The 16,834-nt window shown below is 73.5% G+C and carries 11 protein-coding genes and 1 tRNA gene; 3 read left to right on the top strand and 9 right to left on the bottom strand.

The window, feature by feature from the left end:
• Window positions 1–14: 14 nt before the first annotated feature.
• Window positions 15–4,745 carry a VIT domain-containing protein gene (locus WME73_RS43845; protein WP_437913471.1) on the bottom strand — a complete coding sequence of 1,577 codons (4,731 nt, stop codon included), beginning with the start codon at window positions 4,743–4,745 and terminating at the stop codon, window positions 15–17.
• 5 nt (window positions 4,746–4,750) lie between these two features.
• Complete coding sequence (locus tag WME73_RS43840) at window positions 4,751–5,329, bottom strand: RNA polymerase sigma factor (protein WP_437527665.1); 579 nt, start codon at window positions 5,327–5,329, stop codon at window positions 4,751–4,753.
• A gap of 265 nt (window positions 5,330–5,594) precedes the next feature.
• On the opposite strand from WME73_RS43840, the gene WME73_RS43835 reads away from it, so the two are divergent.
• Together WME73_RS43835 and WME73_RS43830 are read left to right on the top strand one after the other, a co-directional pair.
• Window positions 5,595–6,794 (top strand): S1C family serine protease, encoded by a 1,200-nt coding sequence (locus WME73_RS43835; RefSeq protein ID WP_437913470.1) that lies wholly within the window; start codon window positions 5,595–5,597, stop codon window positions 6,792–6,794.
• 173 nt (window positions 6,795–6,967) lie between these two features.
• The gene (locus tag WME73_RS43830) at window positions 6,968–7,741 is read left to right on the top strand and encodes a Stp1/IreP family PP2C-type Ser/Thr phosphatase (RefSeq protein WP_012240508.1); all 774 of its coding nucleotides are present in this window, start codon (window positions 6,968–6,970) and stop codon (window positions 7,739–7,741) included.
• Window positions 7,742–7,761: 20 nt separating this feature from the next.
• On the opposite strand, the gene WME73_RS43825 is transcribed toward WME73_RS43830, so the two are convergent.
• From WME73_RS43825 to WME73_RS43795, 7 genes are all read right to left on the bottom strand, one after another.
• Window positions 7,762–8,205, bottom strand: a complete 444-nt coding sequence (locus WME73_RS43825; protein ID WP_437742233.1) for a hypothetical protein — start codon at window positions 8,203–8,205, stop codon at window positions 7,762–7,764.
• Window positions 8,202–8,924 (bottom strand): sigma-70 family RNA polymerase sigma factor, encoded by a 723-nt coding sequence (locus tag WME73_RS43820; RefSeq protein WP_437742232.1) that lies wholly within the window; start codon window positions 8,922–8,924, stop codon window positions 8,202–8,204. The genes WME73_RS43825 and WME73_RS43820 overlap by 4 nt, the downstream gene beginning before the upstream one ends.
• Window positions 8,925–9,149: 225 nt before the next feature.
• Window positions 9,150–9,223 (bottom strand) — tRNA-Gln (locus WME73_RS43815).
• 39 nt (window positions 9,224–9,262) lie between these two features.
• Window positions 9,263–10,558, bottom strand: coding sequence for a hypothetical protein (locus WME73_RS43810; protein ID WP_437913469.1), 1,296 nt, complete (start codon window positions 10,556–10,558; stop codon window positions 9,263–9,265).
• 232 nt (window positions 10,559–10,790) lie between these two features.
• Window positions 10,791–12,101: a hypothetical protein gene (locus WME73_RS43805; protein WP_437913468.1), complete on the bottom strand. Its 1,311-nt coding sequence runs from the start codon at window positions 12,099–12,101 to the stop codon at window positions 10,791–10,793.
• A complete protein-coding gene (locus WME73_RS43800) occupies window positions 12,098–12,403 on the bottom strand; it encodes a hypothetical protein (protein WP_437742229.1) in 306 nt (101 codons plus the stop codon). Before WME73_RS43800 ends, WME73_RS43805 begins: the two co-directional genes overlap by 4 nt.
• Window positions 12,404–12,783: 380 nt before the next feature.
• Complete coding sequence (locus tag WME73_RS43795) at window positions 12,784–15,630, bottom strand: hypothetical protein (protein WP_437913467.1); 2,847 nt, start codon at window positions 15,628–15,630, stop codon at window positions 12,784–12,786.
• Window positions 15,631–15,854: 224 nt separating this feature from the next.
• Between WME73_RS43795 and WME73_RS43790 the strand changes: the two genes are divergently transcribed.
• Window positions 15,855–16,814, top strand: a complete 960-nt coding sequence (locus WME73_RS43790; RefSeq protein WP_437742226.1) for a PEGA domain-containing protein — start codon at window positions 15,855–15,857, stop codon at window positions 16,812–16,814.
• Window positions 16,815–16,834 lie beyond the last annotated feature (20 nt).

Raw genomic sequence — 16,834 nt, 5'->3', positions numbered from 1 at the left:
TTTCGTCAGTTTCCTCAGAACGGCGGGGCCGCCAGGCCGTCGACCGGCACCAGGCGGGAGGTGAAGAAGACGCGCACCGTGCCGAGCTCGAGGCGCGCGCCGTCGAGCGTGAAGGGCACCTTGCGGGTCTCTCCCGCGAGGCGCAGGGTGAGCTCGCCGCGGACCGGGCCCGGCGCGCTGGCCCCGGGGCTCGAGGCGCCGGCGCCCTCCTCGGCCGACGCGCGCGCGATCTCGACGACGTAGCTCCCCTTGGGGAGGCTCCGCAGGGCGAGGGACTCCGAACGCGTGCTCGTCGCGTCGCGCGAGCGCACACCCACCGACGGGAGGGTCGCGCCCATCCACGAGACGCGCCGCCCCTGCGCGTCGATGAGGGAGAGGTCGAGGTCGGCGCCGCCGGTCCACTCGGCGCTGAGCCGCACGTCGCCGGGCAGGTCGGCGGCCGGCGCCGCGTCCGGCTGCGCGAGCCGCCGGTCGATCTCCGCGCGGAGGGCGGAGGTCGCGTCGAGGCGGAGCTGGCTCGCGAGCTCGCTCATGCCGCCCTCGCCGGCGCACCGGATCGCGGCGGCGACGAGCTTCGCGTCGGCGGGCGCGAGGTCGGCGAGCGCCACCCGGTGCTGGCACGCGAACGCGGGCCGCCCCGCGGCGTCCCAGAGCTCGGCGAGCCGCGCCTGGGTGGCCCGGTCGCCGGGGCGCACGTCGGCGAGGCCGCCGAGGATGCGCGCGGCGCGGTCGCGCTGGCCCTGCCGCGCCGCGAGGTCGGCGCGGGCGATGAGCGCGTCGGGATCGAGCGCGTCGCGCCCGCTCCAGCGCGCGGTCAGCTCCTGGGCCTCGCCGAGGCGGCCGGTCGTGGCGTAGAGCGCGTAGAGGCCCGCCGTCCTGTCGCGGCTGTCCGGGGCCGCCGCGAGCGCCGCCTCGGCGGCCGCGGTCTTCGCGGCGCTCTCGGGCGCGAGCGTGTTCGTCGCGTCAAAGCTCACCTTGCGATCGAACACCCGGCGCATCGGGATCATCCGCCGCGACGGCGGCGGGCGCGACCACTCCTCGGCGGCGACGAGGCCGTCGTCGCGCGATCTCCGGGCGCGCTCGTCCAGCGGGGGCGCCGGCTTCGGCTCCGCGGGCGCGGCGGCCGTCGGCGCCGGCGCCGGCGCAGGCATGTCGTCGAGCGAGCCCGAAAGGGGATCGAACTTTTGGAATCGTCGCTTGGCGGGCGACGCCGGGCGGGCGCCGGCCGACGTGCGAGACTCCGCCTTCGCGGCCGGCGCGGCGTCCGGCCAGCCGGAGCCGCCGCCGCCCCTGCCGCTGCCCGACAGGCCGAGGCCCGCCCCGAGCGCGTCGCCCTTCTCCTCGGCGCCCTCGTCCGCCGCGTCGCCGGGCTCCTCCCCCTCGGCGCTCGCGCTCACGCGCTCGGCCTGCTCCTCGCCCGTGAAGGCGGAGGTGATGCCGTCCCGATCGAGGCCGAACGCCTTGAACATCGCCTCGCTCTCCAGGACGAGCAGCGAGGTGAACCGGCTCGCCACCGAGAAGCGCCGCGACAGCTCGATGATGGCGGGCTTCTGCGCGTCGCCGCCGGTCTCCTCGAGCTCCGCGATCTTCGCCGCGGCGTAGAGGCGCGGGACGAAGGCGTTGCCCGCGCCGGTCGTGGCGACGATGTTGACGGGGTAGCTCTGCTCGAAGCGCTCGCCCGAGACGCGGCCGCGGAGGCGGATCGCGCCGCTCACGTCGGCCCCGGAGCTCATCCGCGCCACGACGAGCGCCTCGCCGCCGGCGCGGATCGGGTCGAGCCGCGCCGGCGTGACCTGGGTCAGGCCGGGCGGGAGCTCGATCTCGGGATCGCGCAGCGCGAGGCCGTACGCCGCGCCGAGGACCGACTGCGCCGCGCTCGCGACCTTCTGGCCGGGCACGTAGGGGACCATCACCCCGCCGCCGCCCCGCGCGAGCGCCCTGAGCGACGTGGTGTCCGCGTCGCTCCCGAGCGCGACCGCGACCACCGCGGCGGCGCCGTCCGCGGGGACCGCGCCGCGCACCGCGGCCTCGATGTGGGCGGGGCGCGTCGGGCCGACCGAGGGCGTGCCGTCGCCGAGGTAGATGATCCGGAGCTCCTTGCCGTCGAGCGGGCCGGCGGCCGCGCGCGCCGCGATCATCGCCGCGGCGAGATCGCTGCCGCCGTCGGGCTCGATGCCGCCGAGGAAGCGCTCGACCTCGCCCGCCGAGGCGGCGCCGGGGGCCATGGGGCGCGCGGCGCCGCCCTGGCCGGCGTCTCCGAGCGAGCGGCAGAGGGTGTCGCACGCGAGCACGACGACCTCGTCGCGCCGGTCCATCTCGCGGACGAGCGACGAGGCGAGCCGCGTCGCGCGGGCGAACCGCTCGCCGACCATGGATCGGCTCGAGTCGACGACGATCGCGTGGCGCCGCGAGGTCGACTCCTGCCACCGGGGGAGCCGGGGCCGGATCGCGATCGCGACGTACGGCGACGTGTCGCTCGCGATGGCCTGCGCCGCGGCGAGGGAGGCCTCGTGCTCCGCGCCGTCGCGCTTCGACGTTCCGGCCGCGCCGGCCGCGCCGCGCCGCGCCTGGGAGGCCGCGGGTGGCGTGGCCGGCGCCGGGGCGGGGGGCATCCTGTAGGCCCAAGCGGTGACGGGCCGGTCGCGATCGGGGAGCGCGTACTCGACCGTGAGGTCGCCGGCCGGCGTGAACCCGCGGGCCTCCAGCGTGCGGCGGTCGGCCGCGCCGTCCGCGGGCGCGGCGGCGAGATCGTAGCCGCGCGTCGCGACGCCGAACTCCCGGTCGTGGCCGAGCACCTGCACGTCGAGCGAGAAGTCGCCGATGTTCGTCGTGCCGCTCTGGTCGTGGGCGAGCGGGTAGGTGAAGCGCCGGACGCCGCCGGCCTGCTCGACGAGCTGCGTGTAGGTGAGCACGACGCGCCGCGAGCCGCGCTTCGGGATGGGGAAGATGCGCAGCTCGAACCGGCCGCCCCGCTGCCACTCGAGCAGCGCGGGGTCGCGCCACGGGCCGGGGACCCAGATGATCTCCTCGCGCGGCTTGGGCGCCTTGGGGGCGGCGTTCTGGAGGACGCCGCGCCAGATCGCGGCCCCGCGATCGCGATCGACGAACGCGCCCTCGACGAGCTTGCCGTCCACCTCGAGCGCGAGCCGCTCGATCTGCGCGCCCGGCGGGAGCGGGAACCGGAAGATGCCCTCGAGCTCCTCGTCGGTGTCGTTGGCGAAGGTCTCGTCGATCTCGGTCCTGGCGACGACGTCGACGATCCGCACCTTGACGGCGTGCCTGGCGAGCCGGACGGCCCGCTCTTTCTCCTGCGTCGCGCCCGGCCTGCGCGCCCTGAGCTCGCCGAGGCCGCGGAGCGCCGGGGCGTCGGCCTCCTCGGCGGAGCGGTCGCTCCACTCGAGCGTGTCGGCGAGCGACGTCGCGCTCGCGACCTCGGGCGCGGCGCCCTTCGCGAGCGTCGCCTCCTCGCCGGCGCGCACCTCGACGGGCTCGCCGCGCTCGCCGGTGACGCGCACGGCGCCGCGGGCCACCTCGACCGAGGCGCGCGCGGCGCCCGCGGTGATCGCGAGCTTGGTCCCGAGCACCTCGATCTGGCCGTGCGGCACCTCGATGCGCGCGGGCGGCGCGCCGGGGGCCGGGGTGACGTCGAGGACGACGGCGCCCTCGTCGACGCGCGCGCGGCGGCCGTCGCCGGCGATCCACACGCGGGAGCCGCGGTCGATGGCGAGCGCGGAGCCGTCCGCGAGCGACAGGTGGGCGCGCGTCCGCGCGTCGGTGCGCAGGGTCGCGCCCTCCGGGAGCGCGGCGCCCGCGGCGAGCGGCGCGCAGGCGCCCGCGGCGTCGCACGCCTCGAGGCCGCCCGACCTGTCGGCCGACGCGCGCGACACCGAGGCGACCTTGCCGGACCACGGCGCCCCGGCCGCCGCGGCGACGGACGCCGCCGTCGTTTCGCCGCCGCGCCGCAGGGCGACCCCCGCCGCTACCGCCGCCGCCGCGGCCAGGGCGGCGGCGGCGAAGGCCGAGCGCCGCCCGAAGGCCATGCGGCGCGCTGCCGGCGCGGTTCGCTCCGGCATCGTGGAGCGCGGTCCGCCCGTGCGCGCCTCGGCCGCGCCGGATCGCGCTCCGGAAGTGTCGGAACGCGGCCTGGGCGTAGGGGAACGCTCTTCGGTGGTGCCGGATCGGACGTCGGCCGTGTCGGATCGCTGCTCGGCGATGTCGGATCGGGCTTCAGCGGTGTCCGATCGTCGCTCGGCGATGTCGGATCGCTGCTCGGCGATGTCGGATCGGGCTTCAGCGGTGTCCGATCGCCCTTCGGCGATGTCGGATCGTCCTTCAGCGATGTCCGATCGTCCTTCGGCGATGTCCGATCGCCCTTCGGCGATGTCCGATCGCCCTTCGGCGATGTCCGATCGCCCCTCGGTCACGCCGGATCGCGCGCCTGCGGCGCCGTGTTGCTCGTCGGCCGCCACCTTCAGGACCGCGCCGCTCGTCGCGCCCTCCGAGGGGCGCGCCGCCTCGATCCGCCGGAGCAGCGCGTCTGCGAATCCGTCTGCCGGCCGGAAGTCCGCGCCCGCCGCCGCGGCGACCTCCGCGGCGCGCGCTGCGTCGTGGCGGAGATCGCGGCACGCGTCGCAGCCGGCGATGTGCTCGTACAGCGCCGGCCGCGCCGTCCCGTCGAGCACCTCCGCGAGCTGCTCCTCGACCTCGTCGCAAAGCCCAACCGAACCCGTCTCTGTCGCGCCCATCGCCCTCACTCCTCGCCCAGCTCGGCCCTGAGCCGCGAAAGCGCGCGGCTCACCCGCTTCCGCGCCGCCGCCTCGTCGATCCCGCACGCGATGGCCACCTCCTTGAAGGAGAGGCCTGCCTCGAAGCGCAGCACCACCGCCTCGCGCTCGCTCGGCTTGAGCCGCGAGAGCGCGGCGCGGGCGCGCTCGGCCCGCTCGCGCTCCGCGGCGAGCTCGCTCGCGTCGGGCCGCGGCCGGGTGTCGTGGACGAGGCGAAGCCGCGCCTCGCGCCGCGCCCTGAGCTCCGTGTGCCGCCCGCAGAGGCGCCGCGCGATCCCGAAGAGCCAGGCCCGCACGCTCCCCTCGGCGCGGTACTGCGGGAACGCATCGAACGCCGCGAGCAGCGTCTCCTGCACCAGCTCCTCGCTCTCGGCCTGCGACCCCGTGAACGCCATGCACAGCCGGCCCAGCGGCATGGCGTAGGCCTTCGCACACCGCGACAGCGCTTCCCGGAAGTCGCCTGCCCCGATCAGCCCCTCGATCGCGCGCGCCTCGTCGGCCCGCGCGTCGCCCTCCGACCCAACGAGCGCTAACCCAGCTGCCATCGCTGCCTCATCGCCGGCCATGTGCCCCCGTCCCCCGAGTTCGTGACCGGATTTTTTTTTCGCCCCCCGCCCCCGGCGGACTCCGGTGCCCGATCCCACGGTACAGCGCGGTCCGGCCTTTGCCTTTTGCAATGCGATCCCCGCCGCAGCAGAATCGGCCGTCGCCTCAGGAGCCGCGCTTATGAACGAGACAAGCCCGCCTGGTGTCACAAACGCCGCCGCGCCCCGGGGCGCGGCGCCGAGCGATCCCGTTGACAGGTCGCGTGTGAAGCGATGGAGACGGTCGCTGGCGCTCGCCGCTGCCGTGTCCGCCGCCGCAGCGCTCGCCGCCCCCGCGGCGCTCGCGCAGGGCGCGCCCGGCGAGGCGCAGGCTCAGGGGGAGGGTGAAGCCCCGCCGGCCGGCAAGCGGGTGGTGCTCCCGACCCGGGCCAGCGCGGGCGAGAAGGAGAAGAAGGCGGTCGCCGCCGAGCCGAAGGGGGGGCCGGCCGAGAAGGACAAGGCGGAGCCGCCGGTGGAGGAGCGCGCCGCGCGCGGCGTGGTGGTCATCGAGCGCGGCGGGCAGGTCGTCGGCCTCGGCGCGGCGCTCGCCGGCGACGGGCGCATCCTGACGGCGCTCTCGCCGCTCGGCGCGGGCAACGACCTCACGGCGCGCCTCGCCGACGGGACCACCGTGCGGGTGAAGCTCGGCCACCACGACCGCGTGTGGGATCTCGCGCTGCTCGTGCCGCAGACCGGCAAGTGGGCCGAGGGGCTCACCGCCTCGTCGCGCGATCCGGTGCGGCCGGACGCGCAGATCCGCTCGTTCTCGGCGGCGCGCGGCAAGGTCGCGGCCACCGCGCTCGTGCTGCGATCGCACAAGACGCTGATCGGCGGCGACGACCGGCCGCTCGAGCGCGCGATCGAGCTCGGGTCGCGCGTCTCGCCGCTCGATCTGGGCGCGCCCATCATCGACGAGGACGGCCGCGTGGTCGCGATCCTGGGCCGCGGCTGCGCCCCGAACGAGGGCAAGCCCTGCACGCCCGTCGCCTTCGGCGTGCCGATCAGCGCGGTCAGGGCGTTCCTTCGCGCGGTGCCGAAGGATGCCGTGCCGCCCGCGGCGTGGCTCGGGATCCAGGGCGTCAGCGCGGCGGCGCCGGTCGCGAAGGGGGTCCGGGTCACCGTGGTGCACCCCGAGAGCCCTGCGGACGAGGCCCGCTTGACGGGCGGCGATCGCGCGGAGAGCGACATGATCCTCGCCGTCGACGGCGTGCCCGTCACCAGCCCCGAGGCGCTCTCCGACGCGATCCGGACGCACGCGGTCGGCGAGAAGGTCCCGCTCACCTTGCTGAGCCGCGGGAAGTACCGGCAGGTCACGGTCGTGCTCCGCGCTGCGCCGGATCCGTCGGCCCCCGCGGCGAAGCGGCCGGAGGCCGAGCTCCCGCCGCCGAGCTCGAGCGGCAAGTCGACCGAGGAGTACCGCAAGTAAGAAAAAACTGATGCGGGGCCGCGCGCGGATTCTATAAGCTCGGCGCTCGGGCCCGATCCGGTTGACACCCCGTCAACCGAACCTCCAGGATCGGGCTCGAGCGGCTCGGACGGGCGCGCTCGCGGTTCTCATTCAACCTCGCGCCTCGCGCGGGGCCATCGATCGGGTGATCCGTGTCCCAAACGTTTCGAATCGAAGTGGCCGGCGAGACGAACGTCGGGCGCAAGCGCAACCACAACGAGGACAACTTCGGCATCATGGTGGAGTACGGCCTCTTCATGGTCGCCGATGGAATGGGGGGGCATGCGTCGGGCGAGGTCGCGTCGAAGATGGCGGTCGACGCGATGCAGGACTTCTTCGCCCAGACGCAGGACGACCCGGAGCGGACCTGGCCCTACAAGATGGACCGGTCCAAGGGCTACGAAGAGAACCGGCTGATCACGGGGATCAAGCTCGCCAACCTGCGGATCTACGAGACCGCGCAGCGCGAGGCGAAGAAGCGGGGAATGGGGACGACGTTCGTCGGCATCTTCACGGCGAACGACGGCGTCTACGTCGCCCACGTCGGCGACAGCCGGGTCTACCGCTTCCGCGAGGGCCGGCTCGAGATGCTCACCGAGGACCACTCGCTCCTCAACGACTACATCAAGATGAAGCGGCTCACGCCCGAGGAGATCGCGAACTTCCCGCACAAGAACGTGATCGTGCGCGCGCTCGGGATGAAGGACACGGTCAAGGTCGACACCCGCTTCGAGGTGCCGCAGCTGAACGACACGTACGTCCTCTGCTCGGACGGGCTCTCCGGCCCGGTGAGCGACCTGGAGATGACCCAGATCCTGACGGAGCATCAGGACATCCAGGTCGCGACCGCCAAGATGATCGAGCGCGCCAACGAGAACGGCGGCCCCGACAACGTGACCTGCGTCCTCGTTCGTTGGACCCAGTGACCGCCGCTCGGCGGCGGTGATCAGGGCAGGGCGCCGCCGCTCCAGGGAATGAGTACCAGGAAGACGAAGGCGATGAGGGCGAGCATGAAGAGGCTCGTCATCAGGTAGGTCGAGCGCGGCGAACGCGCGGTGCTCCAGCCGTCGCCGTAGAACTTCCCCCGCGAGCGCACCCGGATCCGGCGCTGCACGCCGCGGAGAAGGCTCGGCGGCGCCGCGGGCGGCGGACGCATCGCCCCTCGGACCAGCTCGCGCAGATCCAGCTCGTCGACGAGCGGCAAGTCGCCGTCCTCGGGGAGATCGCCGTCCTCGGGGAGATCGCCGTCCTCGGGAAGGTCGCGCAGGGGCGCGGCGGCGGCGGGCGGGCGCTCCACGGGGGGAGCCGAGGGACGGCTGCCGCTCTCCGCGCCCGAAGCGGCCGGCTCATCGGCTCGCCCCGTGCGCTTCGGGTCGTCCGCTCCGCTCATTTCCCGCCTCTCACCTTCTCGCCCATCATCTTCTCGACCAGCGCGCGGAGCTGGCCGCGCGCGCGATGAATCCGGCTCTTCACCGTCCCGTCCGGCAAACCCGTGACCGAGGCGATCTCTTCGTACGACATGTCCTCCACGTCGCGAAGGATGAGCGCCTCCCGGAACTCGGGATCGAGCTGCCCGATGGCGCGCTTCACGACCGCCTCGAGCTGCATCCCCTCCACCAGCTCGTCAGGGCGGCTCACGTCGCCGACGCTCACGCCCTTGGCCGCGGACAGCGGCACCCGCTCGGCCATGGCGTCGACGTCGTCCTGGGCGCCAGCGTGCCGCCGCGAGAGGTACTTCGTCCGGTTCTTGCAGAGATTCACGGCGATCCGATAAATCCACGTCGAGAGCTTCGATTCGCCGCGGAACTGATCGATCGCCTTGAAGACCTGCACGAAGACTTCCTGGGACACGTCCTCGGCCTCGTCACGCCGGCCGAGCATGCGGTAGACGAGCGCGAACACGCGGCGCTCGTACATGATCACGAGCTCGTTGAACGCGCTCTCGTCACGCGCGACGAGCCGCGCGATGAACTGCGCCTCGCCCGCCTCGAGCGGCGCCGCCGACGCGCGTCCGAGCTCCGCGCCCGCAGGGGGCGGAGAGCCGCCTCCGCGGTTCGCATCTACATGGGTAGGGGCTCCGCGTCCGCGGGCCCCTTCATCGCTCGCCACGCCGTCCGGTCCTCCAGGAGCCAGGGGCTCGCGCACGCCGCGTGGCAGGCGCAGAGCCCTCGGTGAGACCACGGTAAACAACCCCGGCTCGACCGCGCCAGACAATAGCGAGCAGGTGACGGCGCAGGACGCACCCGCGAGGCGGTGCGACCTCGCCCGAGGCGCCCCCGCCGACGCGATGGACATCGACCGCCATGACCCCCCTCAGAGGGCGCGGGGGCTCGATGGTTCCGGCGCGTGGATTCGAACCACGATTAGGGGATTCAAAGTCCCCCGTCCTGCCCTTGAACGACGCCGGAGTGCTGCGGGACGGAGCCGACCGCCGCGCGGCGCGCACCTTAGCGCGAGTCGCGCAGGATGGCACCCGTCCCGATCCATGAGTCGGCTCTGCGGGACGGATAACTGATGCCGCGCGTGGCGTCCGCCTCGGATCGGCCTCGCCTCAGGCGGAACTGCCCGCGCTCGCGGCGACCCGACGGCGCCGGCTTCGCGCTGGACGCCGAGGCCTTCTCCGCCCGGTGGAGCGGCAGCGCGGGCGCGCCGGTGCCCTCGCCCGGGGTCGCGGCCGCTTCCTCGCGCGCCGAGATCGCGTCGGCCGCCGCGCCGTCGCGCGCCGGGGCCGCTTCGGCCGCCGCGCCGTCGTGCGCCGGGGTCGCCACAGCAAGCGCCGCAGCGCCGGCGCTCGCGGCGAGGTCCGGGGCAGGCACGGCGACCTGCGCGGCGGCAGCCGCGACGCCCTGGGCCACGCCGAGGTGCGCAGCCTGCGCGGCCGCAGGCCTCGCAGGCGAGGCCTCAGGGGCGACCACGCTCAGCACCGAGAGGCCCAGCACGAGCACGAGCGCCGCGCTGCCCGCGGCCGCTCCGGCGGCGCCGCGAGAGACGCGGGCGCGCCGCGCGAGCCGCGACCAGGCGCCCGACACCCGCCCGCGCGGCGTCTGATCCGCGTCGCGCTCGCCACGCGCCGGCCCGAGCCCGGGCTTCGCGGCGCCGGGCCTCGGCGCCACGGCGCTCGGGAGCGTGTCGGGCGGGGACGAGGGGGCTGTGGGGAAGCAGGACGGAATATCAAGAGAAATCGGCTGCGAGGGGCTGTCCCGCCGCAGCACGGCTTCGGACAGCGGGAACCGGCCGAGGGGGAAGGCCTCGGCGCGCTCGCCGCGCGCCTTCGCGGGGGCGCCCTGGTGGAAGCGGGGCGCGACGGAGCTGAGGTCGTCCGGCGTCAACGCGAAGCTGAGCGGGCCGGTGGACTCAGGCGCCTCGCCCGCGGCGGAGAGGGCGGGCGCCTCGTCGCGCGGGGGCGGCTGGGAAATGGTCCAGCCGAGCGCCTTCACCTCGCCGGCAGGCGTCCAGCACTCGAGCCCTTCGCGCCAGACGCGCGTGCTGTGGGGGAGCTCCCCCAGCTCCAGCGCGCGCCAGAGCGTGACCGTGCTCATCGCCTCGAGAAAGTCGCCGCGGTCGATGCACCAGGGCTTCGACTCCGCCGGTGCCTCCTCCGCGCCGCCGGCGTGCGACGTGAACGGCATCGTGGGGGCGCTGCAGAGGCTGCTCAGCTGCCCCTGCCCGCACCCCTCCGCGCCGCCCGACGCCGGCACGCCGTCGCCAAGCCCCTCCACCTTGTACGCTGCGCTCGGGCCCATCGCTGTCTCCCTAGCGAGCCGCGGCGGCCCACCCGATGCTGCTTCCGGGTGCACCTCCGCTGCTCTCGTGCGTCGGTAGCGGATGCTGGCGCGGTGGGCCAAGAAAGGTGCCGGGCGGGGCAGGCGCCCAGGCCGGGGCGCTGCGTCTGGCGGCAGGGTTCGCGGGAGAGGCCGCGGCGACGCTGCGCGGGCAAGGGCGCGGCGGCCGCGAGGGGCGTGCCGCGGCCCGACGTCAGAGGTCGGTGTAGTTGTCGGCGAACATCGCGCGCTGGCCGAGGAAGGCGATCTCGAGCGTGCCGCTGACGTCCGTCCCTCCGGTCGAGCTACGGATCACGTTGAGCGCTGGCATCAGCCGGATGAGCCCGCGGTACTCCGTCCCCACCGGCGCGCGCGCCAGCGTCACATGGACCGGGGCGCGCAGGCTGAGGCGGACATCGGCGGGCGCCTCGTCGTTGAGCGCGACCGCCACCTTCGCGCCGAGCGCCGCGCGGAACGTGGCGTTCGCCACCTTGTCGACGAGCCCGGCGTGCGCCGCGATCGTGAGCTCCTGGCTCTGCACCGGCGCGCCGAGCACCTCCTGCCGGCAGCGGGTGGCAGGGACGAAGGTGGTGGACTGGGTGACCGGATCCACGCCGTGGGCGACGTCGCCCGCGGGCTCGCACCACCCGAGCGTGTCCGCCGACGCGGTCCAGCGCGAGTCGAACTTGATCTGCCCTTCGAGCGTGGGCGCGAGCTTCTTCCCGCCCTCGCCGACGTAGACCGCCGCCGCGCCGACGCTCCAGGGGACAGCGGTGAGCTCGCGCGGCGCGTAGGTCGGCGGCAGGCTCTGGTCGCGCCGCTCGGGGCCCGGACCCAGGTAGCTGAACCGGGTGCGGCCGACCGCGCCGCCGACGTAGAGGATCAGCGGGGGATGGGCCGAGCTGCCCTCCCCCTCGAAGTCGAGCCGCGCGAACGAGGCGGACAGGCGCAGGGTGCCGGTGGGCGTCTGGGCCGCATCGTCGGTGGCGGAGAACCCGATCAGCGTGGCCAGCCCGTCCTCGGCCGCCACCTCGGCCTCGATCACGGCGCTCACATCCCATGCCGTCGGATCCGTCACCTCGCCGAACCCGGCCAGCACGCCGAAGCCGACCCGCGCGAGCGCCGCGCCCCCGGAGCTGCCCGTGATCCCGACCGGAACGAGGTAGACGAGCTCGCGGCCCGTGGCGGCTGGCGAGATGGCCGCGCCCCCGGCAGGCGCGAGCGGCGCAATGGGGGCGATGGGAGCGCCCGACGCGGCCGGGGCGACCGGCGCAATCGCGCGGCCCGGCTGCGCGGGCGCCACGGCCGCGCCTGTGCTCGGCGCGGCAGACGGGACCGGCGCCGTGGGGGCGCTGGCCGCCGTGGGGGCGCCGGGCGCGCTGGCGGCCGGACGGACGGGCGCCGGGGGCGCTGCGCCCGGCGGCACGGGAGCCGACGGCTGCCCCGCGCCCTGGGCGAGCGCGGGCGCGGCCAGCGTGAGCGAGAGCAGCGCCGCGGCGCGCTGGAGCAGCAGGGCGCCCCTCACGGCGCCACCGTGAAACGGAACGTGAGGCAGTCGGCGCCGCTCGACGTGTCGTATTCGGCGCGGGTGCTCTGGTTCGTCTTGGGATCGAAGGCGAAGATCTGGAACTTGCCGCTTCCGTTCCGGACCCTGAAGCGGAACACGTAATTGCCTGGATCCAGATCGAACTCGGGGAAGACCGTGTTGCGGATCGAGAACGGCCTCACCCCCGCCGGATCCGCGGTGGGCGCCGGGTCCTCGAACAGAAAGCCGACGGCGCTGAGGTGGTACTCGTCGCTGTGGAGCTTGAGCTTGATCCTCTTCATGATCGAGAGCGATCCTCTCACACGCGCGCGGCACGGTACAGCGGCTGGAGGGCGCGCGACACGGCAGCGATCGGGCCCGCCCGACCGTCCGGACCATTTCTGACGAGCGCAGGTGGGTCGTTTCTCGTGAGCGCCGAAGGATGTCGGAGCGGTAATGTTTTCAACTGGGAAACTACATAGGGGAGCGCAGGGGGCGCTCGGGTATCCGTGATAGTTTTGACTTCAGGTGGTACCGGTCATCGGGTGGTGGGGGCATTTGCCCGGAGAGATGTCACATGAAGGCGGGAAGTCGGGAAGATCATTGATGATTTTCTTCCCGCCTTCCCGCCTTCATGTTCAAATGACCCCACCATCGGGAGGAGCGTGGCGCCTCGAGGCGCTCAGCCGCCGCTGGCGCGCCGCACGGCGACGCCGACGCCGGCGGTGCTGTAGCAGCCGCTCACCGTCCAGGAGATGGTGGTGTTGGAGTTGGCCACGAGATAGCCGGCCAGCGCGACCATGGTCGTCGGATCGGTCAGGCGCCGGTTCATGGTGGAGGTCGCCGCGGTGGGGCTGATGGTGGCGCCGGTGTTGCCGTTGCGCGCCGCCATCACCGTGTACACGAACGAGCCGCTCGCGCTGAAGGTGGTGGTCACCCCTCGGGGCACGGCGCTGGCGCCGCAGTCCGTCGTGTTGGTGTGGATGCCGGTCGTGGTGGCGCTCGCGAACGGGTTCGACTGGTGCACGGCCTTCAGCTCCACCACGTTGGCGAAGTACACGCCCCAGGTGTTCGAGCTCGCCATCTGCACCACCACGGGCTTGTTGCCGGTGGCGGCCGGAAGCTGGCTGTCCAGGAGGTAGTAGATGTGCGCGGCGGAGTTGTTGTCGGCCTGCCGCGTGTTGAAGAGCGTCATCGGCGTGCCGTCGTAGGTGACGCTCACCGGCACGAGCGAGTTCTCGGAGGCGACGATCCCGACAAGGACCATGCGATCGTTGTCCCGCGGTGTCTGCAGGGCGTGGCTCACGTTGATGATGGGCGCCGAGTTCCCGATGGTGCTCAGGGTGCCGGTCGTGCCCGAGTTGACGACGACGATGTCCGGCGAGACGACGCAGTTGCCGTTCGAGCAGATGGACCTCGTCCCCGAGCACACGTGGCCGCAGTCGCCGCAGTTGCTGGCGGTGCCGAGCTGGGTCGTGCAGCCGTCGCCGGGGTTGCCGCAAGCCTTCCAGCCCGGGTCGCAGGTGGGCACGCAGGTGCCGGCCGTGCAGGCGGTGGCGCTCGCGTGCGCCTGGAGGCACCGGGCGTTGCAGGCGCCGCAGGCGTTGACGTCGCTGGAGACGTCCTTCTCGCAGCCGTTCATTCCGTTGCCGTCGCAGCTGCGCCACAGGCCGCTGCACACCGGGTTGCAGCCCGACGAGCTGCATTGATTGCTGGCGACGTGGGCGCTGGCCCCGCTCTCGCACACGAGGTTGCAGCCGAGGCAGTTGCTCTCGTCGCTCCACAGGTCGATGTTGCAGCCGTTCCTCGGCACCCCGCAAGCGTCGTACTGCGCGCTCGTGCACACCGGGTTGCAGGTGCCGTCGAGGCACAGGTTGCTGGTGGTGTGGATTGTGTTGCACTGGGTGCCGCAGGCGCCGCAGTGCCCCTCGTCGGTCCTGATGTTGGCCTCGCAGCCGTCGGTCAGCGAGCTGTTGCAGTTGCCGTAGTCCGCCTTGCAGCCGGCGAAGGAGCACGCGCCGCCCTGGCAGGTCGCGGTGGCGTTCGCGTAGATCGTGTTGCAGTTGACGCCGCCGGCGGCCGCGCAGGCGCCGCAGTGGGTCTGGTTCGAGTTGACGTTCGTCTCGCAGCCGTTGTCCGGATTGCCGTCGCAGTCGCCCATCCCGCTGTTGCACGTCCGCACCTTGCATTCGCCGCCCTCGCACTTGGGGGTGCCGCCGGCGATGGTGCAGGTCTCGCCGCAGGCGCCGCAGTGGCTGAGGCTCGTGTCCGTGCTCGTCTCGCAGCCGTTGTCGTAGCTGCCGTCGCAGTCGGCGAAGCCCGGCTCGCAGCTGCCGATGGCGCAGCCGGTGGCCGTGCACTTGCCGGTGCCGTTGGCGACCGTGCACAGGCCGCCGCACGTGCCGCAGTTCTCCGGATCGGCGGCCAGATTCACCTCGCAGCTGTCCTCGGGGTCGCCGTTGCAGTCGCCCCTGCCGGCCGGGCAAATCGTCTCGCCGCAAACGCCGTTGCGGCACCAGGGCCTGCCGCCCGCCTCGGGCACGCACTCGATGCCGCACCCGCCGCAGTGCAACACGTCACGGGTAGTCGCCCTCTCACAACCGTCGACGACCTGGCCGTTGCAGTCGGTGAAGCCCGCGTCGCACTCGACCTTGCACTCCGACGCCTCGCAATACGCGTCGCCGTTCGCGGCCGGGCACAGCTCGTCGCACCCGCCGCAGTGGCTCGAGTCCGTCGCAGTGTTCACCTCACAGCCGTTCTCGGGATCGCCGTCGCAGTCGGCGTAGGGCGCTTCGCACGCCTTGACCTTGCAGGCGCCGCCCTGGCACTCGGCCGTCGCGTGCGGCAGCGCGCACTTCTGGCCGCAGCTGCCGCAGTTGTCCGCGTCGGTGCGGACGTTGACCTCGCACTCACCCTTGGCCAGGCGATCGCAGTTGGCGTGCCCATCCGGGCAGGTGGGGCCGCACACCCCGTCGATGCAATCGTCGCTGAGGCAGTCCCCGCTCGAGCGGCAGATCTTGCCGTCCTGGCAGCCCCCACAGTCGGCGCCGCAGTCCACGTCGCTCTCGGTGCCGTTGGGCACCCCGTCGGTGCAGGTCGGCGCGACGCATTGGCCGTCCTGGCACACGCCGCTCTCGCAGTCGCTGGCCCGGTTGCACGTCTGGTCGGTCGCGCACTTCTTGTCGCAGCTGCCGCCGCAATCGATGTCCGACTCCGAGCCGTCGCGGGCGCCGTTCATGCAACCCGCTTCCTGGCAGACGCCATCGATGCACTCGCCCTCGGCGCAGTCGCGGCTCGCGGCGCAGCCGGAGCCGAGCGGGCATGGATCGCACTCGCCGCCGCAGTTCAGGCCCGTCTCGCCGTCGGACTGCGCGTCGTCCGTACAGTGCGCCGGCGGGCCGGATACCGACGCGAACTCGAAGTCCGGCACGCTGCACGAAGCGGCGGCGGCGAAGATCCCCGCCGTCAGCGCGGCGGCCGAGAACGCGCGGAGCAGCGCGAAGCGACGCAGAAAGCTAGGGGTCGACATCGAACGACAAAAGTATCATTCGCTGGCGGATTTCGCGGCCATAAATTGAGAAGGCGGCGTCAGGATCCGCGCGCGAAAGCTCCGCCGGCGCGCGCGCACCTCCGACCACGACGCGGTGCGGCGTCGCGCGGCGAAAGCCGCGCCGCCATGTTGACGCGCGCTGCGAAGGTCGCGCCGCCACGTTGACAGGAGCGGAGGCGTCAAGTCACCATGGCAAGCGCCGCATGAGGAATTTCCCGCGAATTTTCCGCGTCGCAGCGGTGCTGCTGCTGCTCGAAGCGCCCGCGCTCGCCCAGGACACCGACGAGCTCAAGCAAGCCCGCGCGCAGTTTCAGCAGGCGACAGAGCTCGAGCAAGCGGGCAACTGGGCCGCGGCGCTGCAGCGGTTCCGCGAGGTCGGCCAGGTGCGGATGACGCCTCAGGTGCGCTTCCACATCGCCGTGTGCGAGGAGAATCTGGGGCGGCTCGTGACCGCGCTCGGTGGCTACGAGCTGGCGCTCGCGGAGGCCGACACCGTGGGGCCCGATTTTCGGGCCGAGGTCGAGCAGTCGATCGGCCGGCTGCGCGCCCGGATCCCGAAGCTCGTCATCGTGCGCGGCAAAGGGGCGGCCTCCGCGGCCATTGCGCTCGACGGCGTCGCCCTCGGCGGTACGTCCATCGGCGTCGAGGTGCCGCTCGATCCCGGGCCTCACGCGCTCACCGCCAAGGCCCCCAATTACAGGCCGTTCCAACAGACGGTGGAGCTGAAGGAGGAGGGGGTGACGCGCGTCGAGGTGACGCTCGAAGCATTGCCGCAAGAGCTGCTGATCCAGGCGGGCGCCTTGCGGGAGAGGCCGCCGTCCAAGGTGGTGCCGTACGTCATCGGGGGCGTCGGCGCCGCGAGCCTGATCGGCTCCGGGGTGTTGTTCGGGCTCCGCCAGGGAGCGCTCAAGGATCTGGAAGACGCCTGCGGCCCGGACGGCAAGTCGTGCCCGCCCTCCATGCAGTCGCGCTACGACGACCTCAAATTCTATCACTATGGCGCGCAGGTGGCGCTCGGCGTCGGCGTCGCCGCGGTCGGCACGGCGACCGCGATCTTGCTTCTTCAGAACAGGAAGCCAAAGCAGCCCGAGAAAACCTCGCTCGAGCTCGTGCCCGTCGCGGGCGGATCCGAGATCGGCGCGAGTCTCTCAGGAACATTCTGAGGGAGTCGAGTTCGCCCAGA

It is taken from the genome of Sorangium sp. So ce302 (genome assembly GCF_051530145.1).
Classification (GTDB): Bacteria; Myxococcota_A; Polyangia; order Polyangiales; family Polyangiaceae; genus Sorangium; species Sorangium cellulosum_B.
Note: the sequence above shows the minus strand (reverse complement) of the source record. Positions and strands in the feature narration are given on the sequence as shown.